The following is a 23,233-nucleotide window of genomic DNA, read 5'->3' on the forward strand; positions in this document are numbered from 1 at the left end:
TTGGCCGCCAACGCTTTTTCCGCGGCCCGCTAGGAGCGTCACATGCGCATATTGGACAAGTACATCCTCAAAGAACTGCTGGGCCCCTTTATCTTCGGCGTTTGCGCCTTCTCCAGCGTCTTTATCGGCACCAGTACCCTCTTTAGGATCGCCCAATATATAACTAAATTCGGCGCCGGGTTCAGCCCGGTCGTCAGGTTGTTCATCTACAGTCTGCCCAGCATCATCGTGCTGACCTTCCCGATGTCGATGCTGCTGGCCTCGCTGCTGTCCTTCGGCCGGCTGTCAGGCTCGAGCGAAATCACGGCCATGAAGTCGGGCGGACTGAGCTTCTATCGCCTGGCGACGCCGGTATTCATCGTGGCCTTCTTTGTCAGCATTTTTTCGGTGGCGTTCAGCGAACTGGTCGTGCCGGCGTCTAACGAGGCATACAACCATATCGTGCGTTACGAGATCGAAAAAAATACCCGGCCCCGCTCCCAAGAGCACATCGTTATCAAGGACGTCAAAGGCGGCACCATCGAGCGCCTTACCTACGCCCGCAAATTCGACGAAGAGCACAGCACCATGAACGCCGTCACCGTGCAGGAATTCGAAAATGACAGACTGGTGCGGGTCGAGAACGCCGAAAGAGCGATCTGGGAAAAAAACCAGTGGATGATGTACAACGGGATCGTCCACGACCTCACCCCCGAAGGTCGCCTCGAACGGTCGATGCACTTCGTCCAGCAGCTCATGCCGGTGGAAAAAACGCCGGGAGCCATCGCCCGCGAGCAGAAAAAACCCGAGGAAATGTCCATCAAGGAACTCAAGATTCATATCAACACCCTCAAACGCGAATTCGTCAAAACCAGCGTCTATGAAACAGAACTCCACCAACGTCTGGCAATTCCCATGGCCTGCTTAGTCTTCGCGCTTATCGGCACGCCCCTCGGCCTCCAGCCTCATCGCTCCAGCTCCTCCATCGGCCTGGGGCTGAGCATAATCATCATCTTCATCTACTACACCATCATGACGATAACGACCGCGCTCGGCCAGGGGGGCGCTATCCCGCCGGTTCTGGGCGCGTGGTTCCCGAATATAGTCGGCATCGTTGCCGGCCTTTACCTGGTGCGCAAAGCCTCGCAGTAAGCGGCTACAATCTGAGTATCCGGGAGAGGAGGTTCAGCCTATGTTCGGTCTCACCCTCATAGCCGTCCTCGCCATCATGGGCGGAATTATCGCCTATATCGGCGATTGGCTAGGCAGCAAAGTGGGCAAACGCAAACTTACCGTTTTCGGCCTGAGGCCCAAACACACATCGATTCTGTTCACGATAGTGACCGGTATCATCATCGCGGGTATGACGCTGGGCGTACTGAGCGTCTCTTCCCGTGACGTACGGACCGCCCTGTTCGGCATGGAGGCGCTCAAGGCAGAACTGACCGGCCTTTCCCGCGAAGTTGCCGCCAAAAGCGTCGAGCTTGACGCCAGCCGCTCCGCCCTTGAGGCGAAGACCAAGGAATACTCGACCCTTACCGTCAAAATCAACGAAACGATGGCCAATCTTGCCAGCGTCACCGAACAGCTCGCCACTGTCAACGCCGAGCGCGACCGCACCGCGGCGGCCCTGGAGAAGGTGCAGCGGGATTACTCCCATGCCAAGGGCGACCTGACAAAGGCCCAGCAGGAAATCGACGTCCTGCAGGCGACCAAAACCGAACTCGACGCCCGCGTGGCGTCGCTCAACGAAGCCAAAACCGCACTCCAGAGCGACGTCGACCGGCTGAACGAACTCACCGCCAACCTCCGGCAGGGCATTCAGACTGTCCGCGAAGGCGTGGTCGTCTTCCGCGCCAGCGAGGTGTTGACAACCGCCGTTACCAAGGGCGGCCAACCGGTTAAGGAAACCGAGGAGATTCTCGGGGGCATCATCAACTCCACCAACCGGGCCGTTCTGAGCCGGCTGGGCGTACAGGACAAGAATATCGAAGTACTGTGGATCGCCAAGGCCGATTTCGACCAGGCGGTGCAGCTTGTCGCCTCGACGCCGGAAGACGTCATCGTCCGCATTCTCGCCATGGGCAACACCATTTACGGCGAGCCGGTCATCGGCCGCATCGAGCTCTTCCCCAACAGACTGGTCTACACAGCCGGGCAGACGGTCTTCGCCGAAACGGCGGACGCCGGCGACAACGGCAAACAGGCCGAAGACGTCGTCCTCCTCTTCCTGCAGAAGGTCAACGCCCAGGCGATCGTCAAAGGCATCCTGCCCGACCCGCTGCAGGGGACGGTAGGGGTCATAAGCGGCTCGCAGCTCTTCGATACCGTCAACAAGGTCAAACGGGTCGGCGGCCGCGTGGAGCTGTCGGCCGTCACCAAGGCGGACATCCACACCTCCGGGCCGTTGCAGATCGAAATAAGGGTGCGGGAAGCAACCAATTGACATAATATACCGACCGTGAATCCTGCCAATTAGGCAGGATTCCTTTCGTTTGTGGCGAAACATTACTCATAACCAAATTAATTATGTTAATATCATAATTTTTTTGGCCAGATGTGACTGAGTAGTCAGCGCCTGGAAACCCGGTTATACCAACAATTACAACCTGGCGCCAGGCAGGATTACAAAAAGAAACATCGAATTATGTAAACTAAAGACTGCCGAAAGCGGCAGTGGCTCGCTCACGCGGATGCGGCGGGAAAAGGGGTATGAGGAAACACGGTCACTCATGACACCCTCCTTGCCAAATGCGCCGAGCCGGCCGGTGGTTCGCCACCTGCGCAAAACAATCAACGCAAGGGGGATTTCAAGTGCAGAAGAGACTTCTTAAAGTGGCTATCGCTACCGCTCTCACCGTGGCTTTCGCCGCTCCTGCTTTCGCCAATCCTTTCACCGACGTTCCCGCTAAGCACTGGGCTTACGGCGCGGTGAACAAACTCGCCCAGGCGGGCATCGTCGACGGTTACGGCGACGGCACCTTCCGCGGCGACAAGACCATCACCCGTTACGAAATGGCTCAGATCGTCGCCAAAGCTATGAACAAGGACCTCAACTCCGACCAGAAAGCCATCGTCGACAAACTGGCCAAGGAATACGCCGTCGAGCTCAACAACCTCGGCGTAAAAGTCGAAGGCCTGCAGAACCAGGTCGACAACATGGTCAAATTCTCCGGTGACGCCCGTGTACGTTACTACAACGCCGACAACGCCGACAACACCACCGACAAAGACTCCACCGAATACCGCGTCCGCCTCGGCGCCACCGCCAAGGTCAACGACGTCACCAGCCTCCACGCCCGCTTTACCAGCGGCTCGGCTTCCTTCGGCGCCGGCAACGCCAGCGCATCGATCGACAACGCTTATGTCAGCACCAAGCTGCTCGGCATCGGCGCCAAGATCGGCCGCCAGGACTACGACCTCGGCCAGGGCATGCTGGCCGGCGCCGGCTCAACCGCCATCCTCAACGGCGTAAGCGTGCGCGAAGGCGGATTCATGGCCTTCGGCGGCAAAGAAGACAACGGCACCGCACTGGTAAAAACCTACGGCGGCCAATACTCCTTCAACCTCGCCACCCTGCCGTTCTCCGTGTCCTACCTGAACCAGAACGACAACGACTACTACGCCGCCGGCACCAGCTTCAACCTCTTCTCCGGCCTGAAAGTGGCCGGCGAATACGCCAAGAACGAATCCGCCAACGCCCAGGCTTACCAGGTTAAGGCCATCCTCGGCAAAACCGGCCTGAGCGCCGCTTACAAGAGCGTCGAAGCCAACGCCGTACCGTTTGAATCGGCCCTCAACCTCAAATCGACCGGCGGCATCCTGAGCGACTTCCGCAGCGTGGCAAACGCCACCGGCAAGGCAACCGGCATGGAATACGAATACAACGCCGACCTGGCCAAGAACACCAACTTCAACGTTCTCTACCAGGACATCAAGAATGCCGGCAAGAACGTCCGCGCCACCGTCAACGTCAAATTCTAATTGAATCGGTCCTGACTAGTCTAGGCCGCAGGGGTATAACCCCTGCGGCTTCTTTATATTCTCGGCCGTTGATAAAGCCCCATCTGCGGCGTTGCTCCTCAGAGCGCTTGCTTGCGTACGTTCGAGTACGCAAGCAAGCGCTCTTCCGGTGCGCCTTGCATCTGGGGCTTTCTGAACGGCCTCATGCTTTGTCCTCGTCCCATAATTTTCAAAGAACGCCTTTTGCAGGAATAAACTTACTTAAAGAGAAATATCATACAAGCATAGGAGGTTGTACCATGACCGATGCCGTCATCGCCGTCGACCCAGGCCGCGACAAATGCGGCGTCGCCGTCGTCAGCCGCCTGGAGGGCGTGCAGTGGAAAAGCGTCGTGCCGGCGGGCGAGATGGCCGCGGTCGTTGCCGGGCTCGCCGAGCGGCACGCTATCGGCACCGTCGTCCTCGGCGACCGCACCGGGCGCAAGGACGCCATGGCCGCTATGGCCGCGCTCCGTCCCGGCGGCCGCGAACTGACCGTCAGGCTGGTCGACGAGCACCGCTCCACCGATGAGGCCCGCGCCCGCTATTGGCGCGATAATCCGCCGCGGGGTCTGGCCAGGCTGGTGCCGGTCACCTTGAGGGTGCCGCCGGTGCCGGTGGACGATTATGTCGCCGTCATCATCGCCGAAAGGTACTTCCGCCAGTGATTTTTGACAATTCAGCAAAATAATTTCTGTAATTTCCGTAAACTAGGCAGGAATATGGTGCTTGATATAGAATATCATGCATAGTCAACCAACGATTGGCACATACTATGGGCCGATCATCCATATGGTCCTCTCGCCGAAGAGAGCCGACGGGGAAGAAAGGGGGTGTACCTTAGGTTCCCGGGAGCGGTTTTTGAAGTAGGCGTAGGATATGAGCTCTCTGACAAGGGAATATTGAGGCAACAAGGATACTCAAGTTTCCCATCCTTAGGGCTCATCAAAAAAACAAAAAACCTAAGGAGGAAAACAAATGAAGAAAACTCTCGTTACTCTTCTCGCCCTCGTTTTCGTGCTCGGCATCGCCGGCACCGCGTTCGCCGCTCCGGCGAACCCCTTCGTTGACGTACCTGCTAAGCACTGGGCTTACGGCGCAGTTGCTAAGCTGGCGAAAGCCGGCGTAGTTGACGGCTATGGCGACGGCACCTTCCGCGGCGACCGCACCATGACCCGCTACGAAATGGCTCAGGTAGTTGCCAAGGCTATGGCCAAGTCCGAGAAGGCCGATGCTGAGACCAAGGCCCTCATCGACAAACTGGCCGTCGAGTTCGCCGCCGAACTGAACAACCTCGGCGTCCGCGTTGCGAAACTCGAGAAAAACGCCTCCACCATCAAGATGAGCGGCGACGCTCGCCTGCGTTACATCCACCAGGACAAAGGCGCTGCCAACCCGTCCTTCGCCCAGCGTTTCCGCCTGGTTGCCCAAGCTGACGTCAACGACACCACCAGCTTCTATGGCCGTTGGATGGTCCTCAACCACAACACCATGGGCACCTACAACACCGCTGCCAGCAACGTCATCACCGACGCCAACCTGACCATGAAAGGCTTCATGCCGAACTTTGACCTCAAAGCCGGCCGCTACAGCCTGAACCTTGGCGAAACCACGTACTACGCCGGCACCACCGGCGGCTTCGACGGCGTCGAGCTGACCTGGAAGCAAGGCAAAGCCGCTTTCAATTTCGGCTATGCTGACGTCAATGCCACCAACTACTACTCCGCGTTCAATACCTGGGCCGTAGGCACTGGCCCTGGCAACGTTATGTACGCCAACCTGGCCTACAAATTCGACAGCCAGGTTAAAGCCCAGACTTGGTTCATGAAAAACCAAGACAACCAGAACGGCGCTAACGATTGGGTCAACGTCTTCGGCGTGGGCACCACCGTTAACCTCGGCAAAGACTGGGCCTTCGTAGCCGACTACTGGAAGAACACCGCTGCTCAGGCCAAAGCTATGAACAACGGCTCTGCTCCGAAAGGCGTAGTCTACCGTCTGCAGTACGGCCAGATGAAAGCCGCCGTTCCCGGCACCTGGCAGGCTCACATCGAGTACACCAAGATGGAAAATGGCGCTAACGACCTCGCCTTCACCGGCGGCTACCTCGTTATCACCAACGTTAAATCCTATGACGTTTCCTACTACTACACCCTGGCCAAGAACGTCACCATGGAAGCCATCTACCAGTGGGATATGAAGAATGCTCTTACCGGAGCAAAATACTTCAACGGCGAAGGCTCCAGCCGTACCCGCATCCAGTTCAACTACATCTTCTAATTACCCTGATAGACCGTGCCGCGAGGCACGGTCTATTTTTTTTATGCGTCACTGGTTGGATCGCGACAATTTTTTGCCTTTTTGGCAGGAACAGGACAGACGACGGCGAAATAAATATATAACAAAATCGGGAAGGTGTGTGACAAAAATGAAAAAACGTATTATAGTTAGCTTGCTCGTGTTCTGTCTCATGTCGGTCGCGGCCGTCCCCGTCACCCAGGCCATCAACCTCGGCGACATCCTCAAAGTGGGCGGCGTCGCCTTCATCGTAGACCGCTTCGCCGGCCCGCTCAACAACTTCATCAACGCCCTGACCGCCAAGCACAATGCCAACAGCAACTACGCCACCAAGGTGGTGCCCATCATCACCCTCGGCAGCGGCGGCTATGTCGGGGCCGCTCAGATAACCGGCCCGCAGGACCTAGTGGATAAAACCCAGGCCGCCGTTCAGGTCGAGGCCGACTTCAACAGCCAGCTCCGCGTCAAGGCCCTCATCCCCATCGACAGCAAAAATCCGCTCAACTTCTCAAGGGTGCAAGGAGTGGGCGTGTCGGCGATGATTGACGTCCGCATCTAAAAAATCCATATCCTGTCGCCACGCGGCAGGATATTTCCTTTTCCGCCACGAAATATTGTGGCAGTACAAGTGAGGAGGAAGACTGATGCGCAAGATATTGATCTGCACCCTAATCGTGATGCTGGCCCTCTCCGGCCTTGTTTCCGCCCAAAGCGGCGCCGAGCTGACGGTGCTCGACAAGGCGGCTACGGTGGAGAAGCTCCTCTACGGGGCGGAGCAGACCGGCTCGCTCGTCGAGCGGGCGGCCAAGATCGAGAGAGATATGTACGGCCGGGAGACCAACGACGCCCTGATTACCAAGATGGACCGCGTCTACGGGTACATGAAGGAGAATTCGGCGGTGATGCCGTCTTTTACCATCAAGCTTAACGCCGTGGAATGGATGCTGTCCCATGATATCACCAGCCAGCCCGCCAAAGCCCGGCTCGAAAATCTGGAGCGGGTGATGTTCGGCAGCGTGGCTCAAGGCTCGTTTGACGGCAGGCTGACCAAACTGGTCCAATTGGCCTTCCCCGCCGGTCAGGTCGCAGTCGAAAATGCCAGCCTTGTCAAGGACAGCCTGGTGCAGATCAAGCTTGTCACGCCGCTCGACACCAAGAGCAGCCGCACTGGCGACGCGGTCGCCTTCCAGGCGGCCGAAGACGTCTATGTAGGCGGAGTGCTGGTGATCGGCAAAGGCGCTCCCGGCGCCGGCAAGGTGACCAAGGTCGAGCCGGCGAAGAATTTCGGCCGCGACGCCAAGCTGGAGATCGCGTTCGACAGCATCGTGGCGATTGACGGCACTAACCTTGAAACACTGCTGGGCGAGAAGGCCAAGGAAGAGACCAAATCGATGGCCAAAGCCGCCGGGGCGACGGTCGCCGGCCTCGTGGTCCTCGGCCCGATCGGCATCGTGGGCGGCGCCTTTGTCCAGGGCCAGGACATCACAATACCGGCCGGGACGATGCTCTACATCCAAACCAAAGCCGACGACGAAGTTTACGGTATAAAGGCAAAATAAGGAAGCATGGACGGGAAAAGGCCGCAGAGCGGCCTTTTCCCGTTTCTGCCTGGTATTGCCTGGCCCCGATGGGCAGGAGATAGAGGACATTTGTAGAATAATCTTTAAGATTGGAGATAATATAGACAACATTTGGAATATAGGAGAAAAACATGCCAAAAATGAAAAAATTCCTAGGCGGCGTTCTCCTAGCGGCGCTGATTATTGTGCCGCCGCTGACGGCCGCCGCCGCCGAGACCGCCGGAAATCTGTATCAATACCTGCCCAATAGCGATATTCTGGCTACCGCGAACAAGGAACCGGAAGCCAAGGTCGCGAAAAAAAAGGAAAATGGCCCAATTGTTATCGAGGCGGAGGAAATATACTTCAGCGACCTGACGGGCGCCATGTTCGCCAAGGGTGCGGTAACCATCACCCAGGACAAGACGAAGCTAAAGGGCGACTTGATCCGCGGCAACGCCAAGCAAAACCAGATATGGATCGACGACAAGGCTAATTACAACGAACCGGGGGTTGCGCTCGACGGTTCGCAGATAAACTACAATTACGGCAAACAGACAGGGACGATGCAAAAAACCACCGGAAAAATCGGCCGCGATTTTGTGGTCGGAGAAACGGTAGAGTTTCTCCCCGGGGAATACATCATCACAAATGGCACGATGACAATGTGCCCCGCCAAAGTGCCGGATTATCACGTCAGCGCTACTAAGGTAGAGATATGGCCTGGCGATAAAATGGTCGCCTATAACGCTAAATTTTGGATTAAGAACACGCTAATATATTCCACCCCCAAGTATCAGAAATCGCTCAAAGACGACAAGAGCGAGTTCCCGCGGATAGGTTACTCCAGCAAGGACGGTGTCTGGATCGCCCAGAACCTGGAGTACCCGATATACAACTCCGATACCAGCAGCGTGGGTGCGTTCGTAGACTTAGCCTATTACAGCAAGCGCGGCTTTAAACCAACCTTCGGCGTCTTCGACCGCGAGCCCCGCTATGCTATATCCGTGATCCAGGGCGAATTCCGGGACGGTAACAGTTATTTGATCAAGAAAGAGCCGGAGTTCCGTTTCGATTATTATAATCGTCGCCTTGGCAAGCTACCGGTGAGCTACAATTTTTACGCCATCTACGGCAAGTGGACCGATTCAAGCAAGACGAGCTGGCATCAGGATTACTACCTGTATTTCACCGGCGATCCCATCAAGTTCAGCCAAAAACACCAACTTATCCTCGGGACTGGTCTTGAGCGGGTCAATGAAAGCTACAACAGCAGCACTTCAAATATCCAGAGATACGACGCGACGCTTTACCAGTTCTGGTCCCCCAAGCTGACCACCTGGGAAGCATACCACTATATAAGGAACAACTACTCGTTGTTCGATTACGGCAGCAACGCGCTGGGGCGCCAACTCGACCTCGGCTTCAGCTATACGTTCGACCGCCTGAATACAATTTCTTTTGTGCAAACCTATGATGTGAAAAACAACAGCGTCTACGACCAGGACGTCACCTGGTACCGCAACCTCCACTGCTGGCAGGCGACAATAACCTACCGCATCAAACGCAGCGAATGGATTTGGCTGGTAAACCTGGCGAAGTTTTAACATAAGGAGAGCGGATCCTTTGGAAGCAGATGCCCTTTCCCTCATCGACAACCTGTCTGGCCATAGGATCATGGTCATCGGCGACATGGTGGCCGACGTCTACCTGGAGGGCAAGATCTCCCGCATCTCGCGGGAAGCGCCGGTGTTGGTCCTCGAGCACGGCGGCGAAACGGTTGTACCGGGCGGAGCCGCCAACGCCGTCCACAACGCCGCCACCCTCGGCGGCGACGTCTTCGCCGTCGGCGTGGTCGGCGACGACGCGGCCGGACGGGAGCTTGCCGCCATCCTGGCCGGCAAGAGCGTTCACACAGCCGGCCTCCTCATCGATCCCACCCGGCCGACGATAACAAAGACCAGGGTGATGGCTGGCGGCCTGGCCACGGTGAGGCAGCAGATTGTACGCATCGACCGCGAGTCTAAGGATAGCATGAGCTCCGTCATCGAGGGCCGCCTTCTCGAGTATATAGGCACCCACATAGAAGCCATGGCTACCGTCGTCATCAGCGACTACGGCAGCATGACGCTGTCACCGGCGGTGCGCGACCTGATTATAACGGCCTGCCGCCGCCGGGACATCCCCTGCATCGTCGACTCACGCTACAACATCCTCGCTTTTGCGGGAGCAACGGTAGTAAAACAAAACGAAGCCGAAGTAGCGGCCGCGCTTGGGTACAAGACACTTGACGCCGCAGGCGCCCTCGAAGAGGCGGGCAAACGGATGCTGGCGGAAATGCGTGCCGGCGCGATTCTCCTGACCCGCGGGCCGGACGGTATGAGTCTGTTCGAGGCCGGCGGCAAAGTAACCCATATCCCGGTCTCGAACGTGAGCGAAGTCTTCGACGTCACCGGCGCGGGCGACACGGCCGTCGTCACCGCCGCGCTGGCCCTGGCGGCGGGCGCTTCGTATGTCGAGGCAGCCAGGCTGGCCAACATCGCGGCCGGCATCGTCGTGAAGAAGCCGGGCACGGCGACGACGACCACGGCGGAACTGCGCGAGGCGGTGGGAGTATACCATGAAAATCATCGCTAGGGACGAAGCGAAAAATATTGCCGCCAGCCTTAAAGCATCCGGCCGCGCAGTCGTCTTCACCAACGGCTGCTTCGATATCCTCCACGCCGGCCACGTCCGTTACCTGGCCGCGGCCAAGGCGTTGGGCGACCGGCTGATTGTCGGCCTCAACAGCGATAGGTCGGTTAAGAGCTTCAAGGGCGCCGACCGGCCGATAAACTGCCAGGACGACCGGGCCGAAGTGCTGGCCGCGCTGGCCGCTGTTGACTATGTAGTTATTTTTGACGACCGGACGGCCGAGGATCTGGTGGCCGAAATCAAACCCGACATTTACGTCAAGGGCGGCGACTACCGCCTGGAGGATCTTCCCGAAGCCCGGATAGTATCGTCCTACGGCGGCCGTACCGTACTCGTCCCCGAAGTGCCGGGGAGGTCGTCGAGCAATATCATCGGCAAGATAAAGGAGACGGCTTCTCTTGGCTCCCAAAGCTGACCGCACCTATAAGAATATTCTCATCGTCAAGCTCAGCGCCATCGGCGACGTGGTTCACGCCCTGCCGGTGGCTTACGCATTGAAGCAGTGCTTTCCCGCCGCCCGCATAACCTGGGTGGTGGAGAAGCCCTCCTTCGACCTGCTCGCCAACAACCCCTGCATAGACGAAATAATCATTTTCGACAAGCCGCGGCTGAAAAAACTGTCCGGCTTCAGAGACTACGCCCCCGCCTTCGTTCGATTGCTGAGGTCACGACACTTCGATCTGGCCCTTGACCTGCAGGCGCTCTTCAAGAGCGGCGCCATCGCCTTTCTGAGCGGAGCGCCCGAGCGCTACGTATACTGCAACACCCGCGAACTCAGCGATCGTCTCAGCCGGCGGGTCTGCGGCCCCAACCAGCATGGGCATATCGTCGAACGCTACCTGGATGTCGCACGAGCGGTGGGCTGTGAAGTTAAACAGGTGGTATTCCCGATTAATATCACCGCCGAGGAAGAGCTGACCGCAGCGGCGACAGCCAGGAAAGCCGGCCTCGACCTCACCCAGCCCTACGTCGTCCTCTCTCCGGGGGCCAACTGGCCCAACAAACGCTGGCCGCCGTCCCTCTTCGCCGCCCTGGCGGACAAGCTGCGGCAGGACGGCCTTGTCCCCGTAGTCAGCGGCGGCCCGGGCGACGCCGCCCTGGCGGCGGAAATAGCCGCCGCGGCAACAACGCCGCCGGTCGACCTGACCGGCAAAACCTCCCTCAAACAGCTCGCCCACATCATCAAAAACGCCCGCGTCCTGGTCGGCGGCGACACCGGGCCGATGCACCTGGCCGCGGCTCTGGCTACACCCGTGGTCGCCCTCCACGGCCCTACCGACACCATCCGCAACGGCCCGTACGGCAACGGCCATAAAGCGCTGGTGACTGCGCAGGAATGCGCCGGCTGCTGGCGGCGGGCCTGCCCCAAAGGCCTCGACTGCCTTGCAGGCATAACCGTCGAGGCGGTCTACGAGGCGGCGGGAGGTCTGCTCAATGGCCGTTGACCCGCAGACCGTCAAACGCATTCTCATAATCAACCTGGCCTTCATCGGCGACGTACTGCTCTCGACGCCGGTGGCCCGCGCCCTCGGCGAAGCCTTCCCCGGCGCGGCCATCGACATGATGGTTATCCCCCTGACCGCGCCGTTGGCCCGCCACAATCCATACATAAACGACGTAATCGAATACGACAAGCGCGGGCAGCATAAGAAAATCGGCGAACTGTTGAAGCTCGTCGGCCAGGTGCGAGCCCGGCGCTACGATCTGGCGGTGACGACCAACTTCGCCCCCCGCGGGGCTATGCTGGCCTGGGCTGCCGGCATCCCGACCAGGGTCGGCTATGATGCCCAGCACGCCGGCTTGTTCCTCACCCACACCGCCAGCGCAAAAAGGGTGGTGATAAGGCATGAGGCCGAAAACTACCTCGACGTTCTCAAACCGCTCGGCGTAACCACCGCCGACACCAGTCTTGCGCTCGACATCGATCCGCGGGACACGGCCGCTCTCGGCGACAAGGTTCGCCGCCGACCGGGCAAGAAGTTAGTCCTAATCTGTCCGGCCGGCAGTTATCCGCATAAGAGTTGGACGACCCAAGGCTACGCTGCACTTATACAGGCGCTCACGCCCGAAGCGGACTGCTGCCTCGTCGGCGGCAAAGCCGAAGAGGCGCTGCTGGCGAAAATAAATCAGGAAACCGGCGAGGCAGCGCAGGTATTTCCCGGTGCCCTTACGTTAGGGGAACTGGCCGCCCTCACCAAAGAGGCCGATCTGATGGTCACCGTGGATACCGCGCCGCTGCATATCGCCCAGGCCGTAGGTACGCCGGTCGTCGCCCTGTTCGGCCCGACCGACCCCCACGTCTGGGGCCCACGCGGGCCGCGCGACATAGTGCTTCAAGCGCCCACGGACTGTTCGCCCTGCTGGGGCAGGGCCGCCTGCGGCGATAACAGATGTATCAATGCGCTGAGCGCCGACCGGGTCATTTCGGCTGCACAGGCGCTGTTGGGAGAGGTTCATTGTGCCGAAACTGGCTGTCCTCATCCTCACTTACAATGAAGAGGAAAACATTGTTCCCTGCATCGAAAGCGCCGTTTTTGCCGACGAAGTCGTCGTTGTCGACAGCGGCAGCACCGACAGGACGGTCGAGTTGGCCCGCCAACTGGGCGCCAAAGTCGTCACCAGGAAATTCGACGGCTTCGGGACGCAGCGCAACTTCGCCCTCACCCAGACCGACGCCGAATGGGTGATGTATCTCGACGCCGACGAACGGATAACGCCTGCCCTGGCGGTAGAGCTGCGCCGGACGGCGGACAGCGGCGAACCGGCGGCGTACGAGATCCTGCGCCACAATTACGCCTTCGGCCAGCGCGTCCTTCACGGCGGCTACCGGCCGGACTACTCCCTGCGCTTCTATCCCCGCTCCGCCGTTTCCTGGGAAGGGGTGGTGCACGAACAGGCCGCCGTCACCCTCCCCAAGCGCAGGCTGCGCGGCGTCATGACCCACCATACATACACCGACTGGGACCGCTACTTCGTCAAATTTAACAGCTACACCACCCTCATGGCCCGCAAAATGCACGAGCAGGGCAAGCGGGGCGGTATGTTCCACATCGTATTCCGCCCGTGGTGGGCCTTCCTGCGGGTCTATATCTTCCAGTCGGGCTGGCGGGACGGCAGTCTGGGCTTCATACTGGCCATGTGCCATTTTTTCTACACAATGACCAAATACGTCAAGCTTTACTATATGAAGAAAGCGCAGGGTAAAAGCATATGCGAATAGCGCTTTTCGAATCGATCATGACCCCCGGCGGCCACGAAATAGAATTCGACCGCATCTGTATCGAAGAATTCCGCGCCATGGGCCATGAAGTCGCGTTCTACGTTCCCCAAAAACACAAGTTCCAGTATGAATACGGCGTGCCGGTTCACTACCTTCCGGGAGAAGGAGTGACCTACGCCGGCGTCGGGCGGCTTGCCAAGATATGGTACGCGGCTAAGCGCGAGATCAACCGCCTCCGCTGGTACAACGCCCTCTATGACCTTGCCGAGCAAAAGGCCTTCGACGCTGTTATCGTGCCGACGGCCAGTTTCCGCTTCCTGCGTTCGTTGGTCAAGACAAGGCTGAAAAAGGCGCCGCTCAACGTCATCCTTATACTACACGGCATCATGCCTCGAGACGAAGAGAACTTTTTCAAATATACGGAAAGCCTGGCGGAATACCCGGCGGTGAAAATTGCCGTGCTCACTCCCGAGGATAACATCTTCGGCCGGCTGCCCGACAATGTTTACTGCGTTAAACCGCCGGTCTACATTCCGCGCGATGTGCCGGAATGGCGAAAAGGCCGGAGTGGTGACAAGTTAAGGCTGGGTTTCTTCGGCCAATACCGGCGGGAGAAAAACCTCGACGCTTTCCTGGAAATGTTTGTGGCCGCCAATTTCCCGCCCAACGTTGAACTGTTCGTGCAGGGAGCGACCGTCGAACCTTCCGACACCGCGGACTTCGACCGGATAATAGCCAAATACCGTGATAACAAGCAGATAGTCTTTTTGCACAAAGCGCTGATAGGCAGGGAGTGGCAGGAGGCGATTCTGGGAGTTGACGCCCTGATCCTGCCGTACGCCGCCGAGCGGTTCCGCTACCAGCCGTCGGCGATGCTGTACACCGCCATCGGCTTCCACAAGCCGGTGGTTGTTGCCGACAACATGTCCCCCGGCGTTTTCGACCGCTACGATATCGGCGTCCAGTTCGCCACCGGGGACAACGCCTCGCTGCTGGCGGCTCTGAAAAAATTCGTGACAACCTACGACGACAAATACCCGGTTTACCGTCAGGAGCTTGAGCGCATCAACGCCGACTACGGCCCGGGAAAGATGGCCGAAGACCTGATCAAAATAGCGAAGAGCAACCAGAGGTGAGCATAGTGGATGAAAATGCGATGAAAAAAGTTGCCGAAGCCGTTTTCGACGAACATGAACAGGCGATCGCGGCAACCCGCGGCCAACTGCTCGACGATATCGTACGACTGGGGACGCTGCTCGCGCGGGCGGTCAAAAACGGCAACTGCATCTTCTTCATGGGCAACGGCGGCAGCGCCGCCGACAGCCAGCACCTGGCGGCCGAATTCGTGGGCCGCTTCCAGAAGGAACGCCGTGGCCTGGCGGCCGTCGCCCTGACCACCGACACCTCCATCCTTACAGCGGTCGGCAACGACTACGGCTTCGACGCCGTGTTCGCCCGCCAAGTGGCAGCGCTGGCCAAGGCGGGCGATGTCGTTGTCGGCCTGTCCACCTCCGGCAACAGTCCCAATGTCATTAAAGCGCTGCAGGCGGCCAAAGAGGCCGGAGCGGTCGCCGTCGGCCTCGCCGGGCGCAGCGGCGGCAAAATGGCGGCGATCTGCGACCTGTGCATCAAAGTGCCGGCCGACGTCACCGCACGGGTCCAGGAGGTCCACGCCCTTATCGGCCATATCGCCTGCCAGCTTGTCGACGAGGAGGCCGGCGGTGTTTAACGACAACGGGAAGATTCTCGACCTCCTCAATAACGGCATCGGCGATATCGCCGTCCTCGTCGTCGGCGACGTGATGCTCGACCGCTACTATTTCGGCGAAGTCAAGCGTATCTCGCCCGAGGCTCCCGTGCCTGTCACCCGCGTCACCCACGAGCATGCCACCCTTGGCGGGGCGGGCAACGTGGCCAACAACCTCGCCAGGCTGGGCTGCAAAGTGCTGCTGGCCGGCCTGGCGGGCGAAGACGAAGCCCGCCGGCGACTTGACGGGCTGCTGACGGATGCCGGCATCGACGGCAGCGGCCTGCTGACCGACGGGCGACCGACCACGACCAAGCTAAGGGTACTGGGCGGTCACCAGCAGATGCTGCGGCTCGATTTCGAAGATAGCCACCCGGTCGGCGGCAAAGCGGAAACCGGCCTGAAAAATTTCATCAGCCAGGCGGTCAGCTCAGGGCGGGTCCAGGCCGTGATCGTATCAGATTACGCCAAGGGACTTTGCACCCAGCGGCTCTGCCAGCATATCGTCAGAGAATGCGCAGCCGGCGGTGTACCGCTGATCGTCGATCCCAAGGGCCTCAACTGGCGAAAGTACGCCGGAGCAAGGTACATAACCCCCAACCTCAAAGAACTGGGCGAAGCGGCCGGCGCCGAACCAGCCAACGACGACCGGGCGGTTAAAACCCTGGCCGACAAGGTAAGAAAACGGTATAACATCGCAAATGTCATCGTCACCCGGTCGGAGAAGGGGCTGAGCGTGCTCAGCGACGAACACGCCGTCCATATATCCACCACCGCCCAGGAAGTGTTCGACGTTTCGGGCGCCGGCGATACGGTAGCGGCGGTGCTGGGCGCGGCCCTGGCCGCCAAAATAGAACTTATCGACGCGGCGCACCTGGCCAACCTGGCGGCAGGCATCGTTGTCGGCAAACTCGGCACCTATGCCGTCAAGCGGGACGAACTGCTGGGCGCCGTAGAACGCGAAGGCGGGCGCCAGCGGAAGGAGGCGGGACAATGATCATTGTAACAGGCGGCGCAGGCTTCATCGGCAGCAACCTCGTAAAGGGGCTTAACGCCCGCGGACATGAAGAAATCTTGGTGGTCGACGACCTAAGCCAGGGAGAGAAGTTCAAAAATCTACTGGCGCTCGATATCAAGGACTATATCGACAAAGATGATTTTCTCGCGGCGCTCATGAACGGGAAATACGACAGCGAGACGGTCGAGGCCGTCTTCCACGACGGCGCCTGCTCAGATACGATGGAATACAACGGCAAGTACATGATGGATACCAACTACGTCTACAGCAAAGAATTGCTGCATTTCTGCCAGCGGCGGCGCATCCCCTTCATCTACGCCTCGTCGGCGTCGGTGTACGGCGGCGGCGAAAACGGCTTCAGCGAAAACCCCGCATGCGAGTGGGCGCTCAACGTGTACGCCTTTTCCAAACTCCAGTTCGACCGCTACGTGCGGCGGGTGATGGCGGGCGCGACGGCGCAGATCGTAGGCCTCAGGTACTTCAACGTCTACGGGCCGCAGGAAAACCACAAGGGGCGCATGGCCTCGGTAGCCTTCCACTTTTTCCACCAGCTCAAAAAAGACGGCGTGGTCAGGTTGTTCAAGGGCACCGAAGGCTACGGCGACGGCGAACAGAAGCGGGACTTCGTCTATGTAAAAGACGTCGTCGATGTCAACCTGTTTTTCTACGACAACCCAACCCAAAGCGGCATCTTCAACTGCGGCACCGGTCGGGCCAACACGTTCAACGCGGTTGCCAACGCCACGGTCAAAGCTCTCGGCGGCGGGAAGATCGAATACATCGATTTCCCCGAGACGCTCAAAGGAAAATACCAGAACTTCACCGAAGCCGATCTTACGCAGCTCAAAGCGGCCGGCTACGATAAGCTCTTCACCGACCTCGACGCAGCGGTGGCCGACTACTACCGGTACCTCGAAACCGGCGGCTACCTGAGCCGGTGACGGGGGCCGAAGCTGGGCGGCCGGCAGCTTTCCTCGACCGCGACGGCGTGCTCAACGTCGACAAGGGGTATCTGTTCCGCAGCGAGGAATTTGAATGGATACCGGGCGCGATCGAGGCGGTAAAACTTCTTAACGCCCGCGGTTATCTTGTATTCGTGGTGACGAATCAGAGCGGAGTCGCCCGCGGCTACTACGGCGAGGAAGACGTAATCCGCCTGCACGACTGGATGAACGGTGAGCTCGCCAGGCACGGCACCCGTATCGACAAGTTTTATTATTGCCCCCACTATACCGAGGGCACGGCCCTTGAATACGTCACGGCCTGCCAGTGCCGAAAGCCATTGCCGGGACTCATACTGGCCGCGTTCGCCGAATGGGCAATCGACCGGGAGAAGTCCTTCCTGATCGGGGACAAGGATTCGGATATCGCAGCAGCCGCGGCAGCGGGAATACAGGGCTATAAGTTCGCCGCCGGAAATCTGGCCGAATTTCTTCAGACATCGAATGCTATCCGGGAATAGGGTGAAAAAAACTTGTATCAGAAGATTCTCGTCATCAACCTCATGCACATCGGCGACCTGCTGCTCGTCACGCCGGTGCTGCGGACACTCAGGAGCAATTTCCCGGCGGCCCGCATCGCCCTGCTCGCCGACGCCAAAATCGCCGACCTGGTGAAATATAACAAGAACATCGATCAACTGATCGCCATCGACAAAAAAGGATATCACGACAAACTGTGGAATTACATAAAACTAATCCGGGAAATCAGACGGGAAAAGTTCGATCTGGTCATCAACCTGCATCGCAACGAGCGGGCGTCTTTCCTGGCCGGGCTGAGCGGGGCGGACAAGATCGTCGGCTACTCGACCCTCGGACCGCACGTCTTGTTCGACAAGGTGATGGAAAACCGCAAAAGGATCAAGCATCAGGTCGAGGCTCATTTCGACGTACTGCGGGAGGCTTTGGGAATTACGGCGATTGACGACCGGGGCATCGAGATGTGGCTGGACGAGCCCGCCGAAGCCGAGGCCGCGCGGCTGTGGACGGAGGAATTCGGGACAGACGGAACGCCGGTAGTAGGCCTGAACAGCGGAGCGAGCTGGCCGACCAAGCGGTGGCCGAAGGAATATTTCGCCGACCTGGCCGACAGGCTGCTCGACGCAGGCTACGGAGTTGCGTTCTTCGGCGGGCCGATGGATGTCGAGCTAGTCCGGGAAACGGTGGCGCTGATGAGCAATGCCGGCCATCCCAAGCTGACCGTCTTTACCGGCCGGGTCAACCTGCTGGTACTTGCGGCGCTGCTTAAAAAATGCGCCGCCCTCGTCACCAACGACTCAGGCCCGATGCACATCGCCGTGGCAATGGACGTGCCGCTGGTATCGATATTCGGCGCATCCCCGGTCACGGGCTTCTCACCTTACAACGACAAAAGCGTCGTCATCAAATCTGACGCCGACTGCCACCCGTGCTACGAGCACCACTGCGACACCCTCCACTGCATGACAGGCATCAGCGTCGACAAGATTCTCGCAGCGACCTTAGAAATTATCGAGAAAAACAAGTAATCGGTTGTGTATTGGGAGAGGTAAAATGCCAGCAATCGCCCGGTTGGATGCCATTATCAAATATCTGGTGCTTGCCTTCGCCGCCGTGATGGGCTTTACCCGCGGCGGCATTCATACTGTTGTCTGGCTGCTGACCGTGGCTGCGATAGTCCGTTACGCCTGGCGGCCTTTCCCCATATTGCCGGATAAAAACCTCCAGAGAGCGGTGCTGGTCTTCTTCGCCGCGCTTCTAGTGGCGGCGGCATTTTCCGGCGACAAAGCAGCCAGTTTCACATTTATAGGTTTAACCGCCGTAAAATTTTTGCCGCTGATTATTGTCGTGGCATTCGTCAGGGAACGGAAGCTTTGCGAACAGGCGACTCTCTTGATGGCTGGCTCAATGCTTCTCGGCTCAGCGATTGTCATCTGGCAGGGTTTACATGGTGTGGGGCGGGTTAATGGTTTGCGGGGTGTAATGGACTTCGCCGGCATCGTCGGGCTGATGATACCGGTGCTGCTGGTCAAGGGTCTTGAAGAAAACACGGCCAGCACGAAGCGCTTGCTTTTCCTCACAGCGGCGGCGGCGGCGATGGCAGCGATGATGTTCAACGGCACCCGGGCGGTATGGGTGACGGTGGTTGTCACATGTGTGTTGTATGTAATAATAAGTCTGATTATTAACGGCAAAAAAAGTATCAAAGCGACGTCAATTGTATGCGCAATGTTACTGACAATCGCGCTTGCTTTCGCATACACACCCAGCCTTAATGCCCGCCTGCATACGATAACAGATACCAACTTTAGATCAAATCGCGAGAGAATAGTGATGTGGCAGTACGCGGTTAATGTGTTCAAGGATCACACGCTACTGGGGGTTGGCCCGGCGACATTGCCGGCGCTGGCGATGTCGCCGGCGGAAGAGGAGAAACGCAAATATAAACCGTATGGGCACGTACACAACAATGTGCTGCAATTAGCTGCAGAGAGCGGGATTATCGGCGGAATAGCCTACTTCTTCCTGTTTTTTACGATCCTGAAGAACGCGGCTGTTAAGATGCGGCAAGTGGCGACGCGGAGCTGGGCGCTGATCGCCTTCCTGTGCACGACCGACTTCCTGCTTCACGGGATGTTCGACTATATTCTCGGCATCCCGACGATTATGTACAGCTATTGGTTCATTATCGGGCTGGCCGTGAGTAATTTGTTCCAGATAAAGTAAACACCTGGGGGATATTCGCTTGCTATGAATAAGAAGCTATGGCTTAATCGAAAGAAAGCCTGTAATTAGCTCGGCGGTTTAGATTGATCTCGCCAAGTATTAAGAATCCTTCTTCTTAGGGGCTCCACAGAACAAGTTGGAGGTTATTCTTAGTATATGTCGAATAAACTAGAATACTAATAGCTCGGTAGTAAAGAAACCAGGAGAGGAAAAGTAATATGGTTGAGAGTCCAGTTACGTGGATAATGCTACCCGCATTTAATGAGGAGGTAGCCTTAAAAAGCCTATTGCCCAAGATTCACCAAGTATTTAATGATCAAGGACGTAGATATCGCATTGTTGTTGTTAATGATGGAAGTACTGACAACTCTCAGGCAATACTCGATCAACTTGCCCAAAGTATTCACCTCGACGTAGTTACCCATTGTATCAATCGAGGTCTTGGCGAAACCGAAAGAGATGGTTTTGAGTATATTGCAGCGAGATGTAGCCCGATGGACAGTATTGTAAGATTGGATTGTGATGATACGCATGAACCGAGTTATATTTTTTGCTTGCTTGACAAACTGGATGAGGGATTTGATGTAGTTATTGCTTCTCGCTTTCAGGAAGGAGGCGGTCAAGTTGGTGTAAACGCGTACCGTGCCACCATTAGTTATTTGGCCAATTTATTTATGAAAGTATTGTTTAATATTCCGCAAATTCGCGAATATTCTTGCGGTTATCGTGCTTATCGGGCAAAAGCAATTCAGTCGGCAGTATTGGTGTTTGGTAATGGATTTATTCAATTGAAAGGGTTAGGTTTTACTTCGACTCTTGAAACAATTGTCAAGCTAAAGTTACTTGGTTGTAGCTTCGCAGAAGTACCTTTTGTATTACGATATGATAAGAAAACTAGCGTTAGTAAAATGATAAGTAGTGTCACAACACTAGGGTATTTTACAATGGCGATACTATATCACTGGCCTTGGGGTGGATGGCGTTATTTTTATGGTAATCTTGCCGAGACTTATCAAAAGAACCCGGAATATGCCGTTAATGCATACCGCCCCGGTATGTTGAAGCGCAGTAGTGTATGCCGGATTGGCGGAGGCTGAATATGTGCGGAGTATGCGGCATTGTTGGCGATTCTACGGGAATGCAGGGCGACGAAATCACTGTACGCAGAATGATGAATCGCTTGGCTCATCGCGGCCCTGACGGTGAGGGATTTATTTCCGGAAATGAATTCATGTTTGGCCATAAGCGGCTCGCTATAATTGATTTGGAATACGGTGCTCAGCCGATGCAAACGGAAGACGGCCTGATTACGATAGTATTTAACGGCGAAATCTATAATTATATTGAACTGCGACAAGAGCTTTCACGTAAAGGCTTCAAGTTCAAGACATTCTCCGATACCGAAGTGTTGCTACGCCTTTACGAAGCAGAACAGGAAGACTGTCTCAAACGCTTGACGGGAATGTTCGCCTTTGCCATTTTTGACAACAGGAGGAAGTGTTTTTTTGCAGCACGCGACCACTTTGGGATAAAGCCGTTTTATTATTCGTTTCTCCCAGATGGACGCTTGGTTTTTGCATCCGAGATCAAGGCTCTGTTTGAGTCAAAAGGCATAAATGCAAAACCGGATATGGAAGCGGTTTCGGAGTATCTAACATTCCAGTTCTGCTTTGGTGATAAGACATTATTTGCGGGAATTAGTAAACTAGAGCCCGGACAATACATGCTTTGGGACTTAGCGAGCTCCAGCAATCCGATTAAACGATTCTATTGGCAACAGAAATACGAGATAGATACTTATCATACCGAGGAGTATTTTTTTGACACGCTTCTGCTTTTGCTGCAAGACTCGATGCGCCAGCAATTACGGAGCGACGTACCTGTAGGCGTCTACCTTAGCGGTGGCCTAGATTCCAGCACGGTGGCGTCATTGGCATCAATTCATTACGGCAAGGGCTTGAAATGCTTTAACGGCAAATTTGCCGAAGGCCCGGCCTACGACGAAAGCTACTATGCAGGCATTGTAGCTGACTCTGTGCAGGGAACCCTTTACCAATCAATAATAACCGCAGAAAACCTCGTCGAATATTTGCCGCGACTTATCTACCACCTCGACGAACCGGTAGCCGGGCCAGGCTTGCTTCCGCAATATATCGTCTCTTCGCAGGCTGCCGGCGAAGTCAAAGTCGTCCTTGGCGGCCAAGGCGGCGACGAAGTGTTTGGCGGCTACGCTCGCTACTTAGTTGCTTACCTGGAGCAATGTATAAAGGGCTCGATTTATCAGACACAGGAAGAAGGCCGCCATGTAGTCACTCTTAGCAATATAATTGCCAGTTTGCCATTGCTGAAACAATATGTTCCGATGATAAAAAACTTCTGGGACGAAGGCCTCTTTGACTCGATGGATGCAAGGTATTTCCGGCTTATCAACCGCAGCCACGACTTGAAGGCGCTGCTTGCCGAAGAGGCGATCGCAGACTACAGAGAAGAGCAGATGTTTGAAAAGTTTTCCAACCACTTTAACTCTTCAAAGACCACGTCATACCTAAATAAAATGCTTCATTTTGACCAGACCACTTTATTACCGGCCCTTCTGCAAATCGAAGATAGAGTCAGTATGGCCGTATCATTGGAATCGCGTGTTCCCTTGCTTGATCATAGAATTGTCGATTTAGCAAATACCATGCCGCCGACCTTGAAATTCAAAAATGGGCAACCCAAATTCGTACTTTCTCACGTCATGAAGAATCTTCTACCGCCGGAAATCGTCAACCGCAAAGACAAGATGGGATTCCCGGTTCCGATAAAAGAATGGCTGCAGAAAGGCCCTGTTCGCGAATTTGCTTACGACACTCTGCTTAGCGATGCCGCTCGCCAACGAGGGCTTTACAATACTGATAATGTGCGTAAGGCATTAACAGCTGAAAGCTCTTATGGGCGCCAGATATGGGGTCTATTGTGCCTCGAACTATGGTTTGGCATCTACATTGACCGCCAAGGTGCGGCGTAAAT

22 protein-coding genes are annotated in these 23,233 nt (G+C 56.8%); all 22 read left to right on the plus strand.

Annotation, left to right across the window (positions count from 1 at the left end):
• Window positions 1–42 precede the first annotated feature (42 nt).
• The 22 genes from RIN56_05405 to asnB all read left to right on the plus strand — a co-directional run bounded on the left by RIN56_05405 (window position 43) and on the right by asnB (window position 23,231).
• Window positions 43–1,131, plus strand: coding sequence for an LptF/LptG family permease (locus RIN56_05405; protein MDR7866235.1), 1,089 nt, complete (start codon window positions 43–45; stop codon window positions 1,129–1,131).
• A gap of 40 nt (window positions 1,132–1,171) precedes the next feature.
• On the plus strand, window positions 1,172–2,425 hold the full coding sequence (locus RIN56_05410; GenBank protein MDR7866236.1) for a DUF3084 domain-containing protein: 1,254 nt from the start codon (window positions 1,172–1,174) through the stop codon (window positions 2,423–2,425).
• Between the two features lie 368 nt (window positions 2,426–2,793).
• Entirely contained in the window at window positions 2,794–3,963 is a 1,170-nt protein-coding gene (locus tag RIN56_05415) for an S-layer homology domain-containing protein (GenBank protein MDR7866237.1), read from the plus strand.
• A gap of 278 nt (window positions 3,964–4,241) precedes the next feature.
• Complete coding sequence (locus tag RIN56_05420; GenBank protein MDR7866238.1) at window positions 4,242–4,649, plus strand: pre-16S rRNA-processing nuclease YqgF; 408 nt, start codon at window positions 4,242–4,244, stop codon at window positions 4,647–4,649.
• Window positions 4,650–4,959: 310 nt separating this feature from the next.
• Window positions 4,960–6,261, plus strand: coding sequence for an S-layer homology domain-containing protein (locus RIN56_05425; GenBank protein ID MDR7866239.1), 1,302 nt, complete (start codon window positions 4,960–4,962; stop codon window positions 6,259–6,261).
• Window positions 6,262–6,409: 148 nt separating this feature from the next.
• A complete protein-coding gene (locus RIN56_05430; protein ID MDR7866240.1) occupies window positions 6,410–6,838 on the plus strand; it encodes a hypothetical protein in 429 nt (142 codons plus the stop codon).
• Between the two features lie 85 nt (window positions 6,839–6,923).
• Complete coding sequence (locus RIN56_05435; protein ID MDR7866241.1) at window positions 6,924–7,838, plus strand: hypothetical protein; 915 nt, start codon at window positions 6,924–6,926, stop codon at window positions 7,836–7,838.
• Window positions 7,839–7,999: 161 nt separating this feature from the next.
• Complete coding sequence (locus tag RIN56_05440; protein MDR7866242.1) at window positions 8,000–9,445, plus strand: LPS-assembly protein LptD; 1,446 nt, start codon at window positions 8,000–8,002, stop codon at window positions 9,443–9,445.
• A gap of 70 nt (window positions 9,446–9,515) precedes the next feature.
• Window positions 9,516–10,475, plus strand: coding sequence for a PfkB family carbohydrate kinase (locus RIN56_05445; protein MDR7866243.1), 960 nt, complete (start codon window positions 9,516–9,518; stop codon window positions 10,473–10,475).
• The gene (gene rfaE2 / locus RIN56_05450) at window positions 10,459–10,947 is read left to right on the plus strand and encodes a D-glycero-beta-D-manno-heptose 1-phosphate adenylyltransferase (protein MDR7866244.1); all 489 of its coding nucleotides are present in this window, start codon (window positions 10,459–10,461) and stop codon (window positions 10,945–10,947) included. The genes RIN56_05445 and rfaE2 overlap by 17 nt, the downstream gene beginning before the upstream one ends.
• The gene (gene waaF, locus RIN56_05455) at window positions 10,931–11,977 is read left to right on the plus strand and encodes a lipopolysaccharide heptosyltransferase II (GenBank protein ID MDR7866245.1); all 1,047 of its coding nucleotides are present in this window, start codon (window positions 10,931–10,933) and stop codon (window positions 11,975–11,977) included. The genes rfaE2 and waaF (RIN56_05455) overlap by 17 nt, the downstream gene beginning before the upstream one ends.
• Window positions 11,967–13,028 carry a glycosyltransferase family 9 protein gene (locus tag RIN56_05460; protein MDR7866246.1) on the plus strand — a complete coding sequence of 354 codons (1,062 nt, stop codon included), beginning with the start codon at window positions 11,967–11,969 and terminating at the stop codon, window positions 13,026–13,028. The genes waaF (RIN56_05455) and RIN56_05460 overlap by 11 nt, the downstream gene beginning before the upstream one ends.
• Window positions 12,991–13,752, plus strand: coding sequence for a glycosyltransferase family 2 protein (locus RIN56_05465; GenBank protein MDR7866247.1), 762 nt, complete (start codon window positions 12,991–12,993; stop codon window positions 13,750–13,752). The genes RIN56_05460 and RIN56_05465 overlap by 38 nt, the downstream gene beginning before the upstream one ends.
• On the plus strand, window positions 13,743–14,888 hold the full coding sequence (locus RIN56_05470) for a glycosyltransferase family 1 protein (GenBank protein MDR7866248.1): 1,146 nt from the start codon (window positions 13,743–13,745) through the stop codon (window positions 14,886–14,888). Before RIN56_05465 ends, RIN56_05470 begins: the two co-directional genes overlap by 10 nt.
• A gap of 20 nt (window positions 14,889–14,908) precedes the next feature.
• Window positions 14,909–15,481 carry a D-sedoheptulose 7-phosphate isomerase gene (locus RIN56_05475; protein ID MDR7866249.1) on the plus strand — a complete coding sequence of 191 codons (573 nt, stop codon included), beginning with the start codon at window positions 14,909–14,911 and terminating at the stop codon, window positions 15,479–15,481.
• Window positions 15,474–16,496 carry a D-glycero-beta-D-manno-heptose-7-phosphate kinase gene (rfaE1, locus tag RIN56_05480; protein ID MDR7866250.1) on the plus strand — a complete coding sequence of 341 codons (1,023 nt, stop codon included), beginning with the start codon at window positions 15,474–15,476 and terminating at the stop codon, window positions 16,494–16,496. The genes RIN56_05475 and rfaE1 overlap by 8 nt, the downstream gene beginning before the upstream one ends.
• Entirely contained in the window at window positions 16,493–17,458 is a 966-nt protein-coding gene (rfaD, locus tag RIN56_05485) for an ADP-glyceromanno-heptose 6-epimerase (protein ID MDR7866251.1), read from the plus strand. The genes rfaE1 and rfaD overlap by 4 nt, the downstream gene beginning before the upstream one ends.
• Window positions 17,455–17,979 carry an HAD family hydrolase gene (locus RIN56_05490; protein MDR7866252.1) on the plus strand — a complete coding sequence of 175 codons (525 nt, stop codon included), beginning with the start codon at window positions 17,455–17,457 and terminating at the stop codon, window positions 17,977–17,979. Before rfaD ends, RIN56_05490 begins: the two co-directional genes overlap by 4 nt.
• Before the next feature lie 12 nt (window positions 17,980–17,991).
• Window positions 17,992–19,023, plus strand: a complete 1,032-nt coding sequence (waaF, locus tag RIN56_05495) for a lipopolysaccharide heptosyltransferase II (protein MDR7866253.1) — start codon at window positions 17,992–17,994, stop codon at window positions 19,021–19,023.
• A gap of 25 nt (window positions 19,024–19,048) precedes the next feature.
• Window positions 19,049–20,221 carry an O-antigen ligase family protein gene (locus RIN56_05500; protein ID MDR7866254.1) on the plus strand — a complete coding sequence of 391 codons (1,173 nt, stop codon included), beginning with the start codon at window positions 19,049–19,051 and terminating at the stop codon, window positions 20,219–20,221.
• Window positions 20,222–20,439: 218 nt separating this feature from the next.
• Window positions 20,440–21,318, plus strand: a complete 879-nt coding sequence (locus RIN56_05505) for a glycosyltransferase family 2 protein (GenBank protein ID MDR7866255.1) — start codon at window positions 20,440–20,442, stop codon at window positions 21,316–21,318.
• A 2-nt stretch (window positions 21,319–21,320) separates the two neighbouring features.
• On the plus strand, window positions 21,321–23,231 hold the full coding sequence (gene asnB / locus RIN56_05510) for an asparagine synthase (glutamine-hydrolyzing) (GenBank protein MDR7866256.1): 1,911 nt from the start codon (window positions 21,321–21,323) through the stop codon (window positions 23,229–23,231).
• The last annotated feature ends 2 nt before the right edge of the window (window positions 23,232–23,233 follow it).

Source organism: Sporomusaceae bacterium (assembly GCA_031460455.1).
In the GTDB taxonomy this organism is placed as follows: domain Bacteria; phylum Bacillota; class Negativicutes; order Sporomusales; family UBA7701; genus Anaeroselena.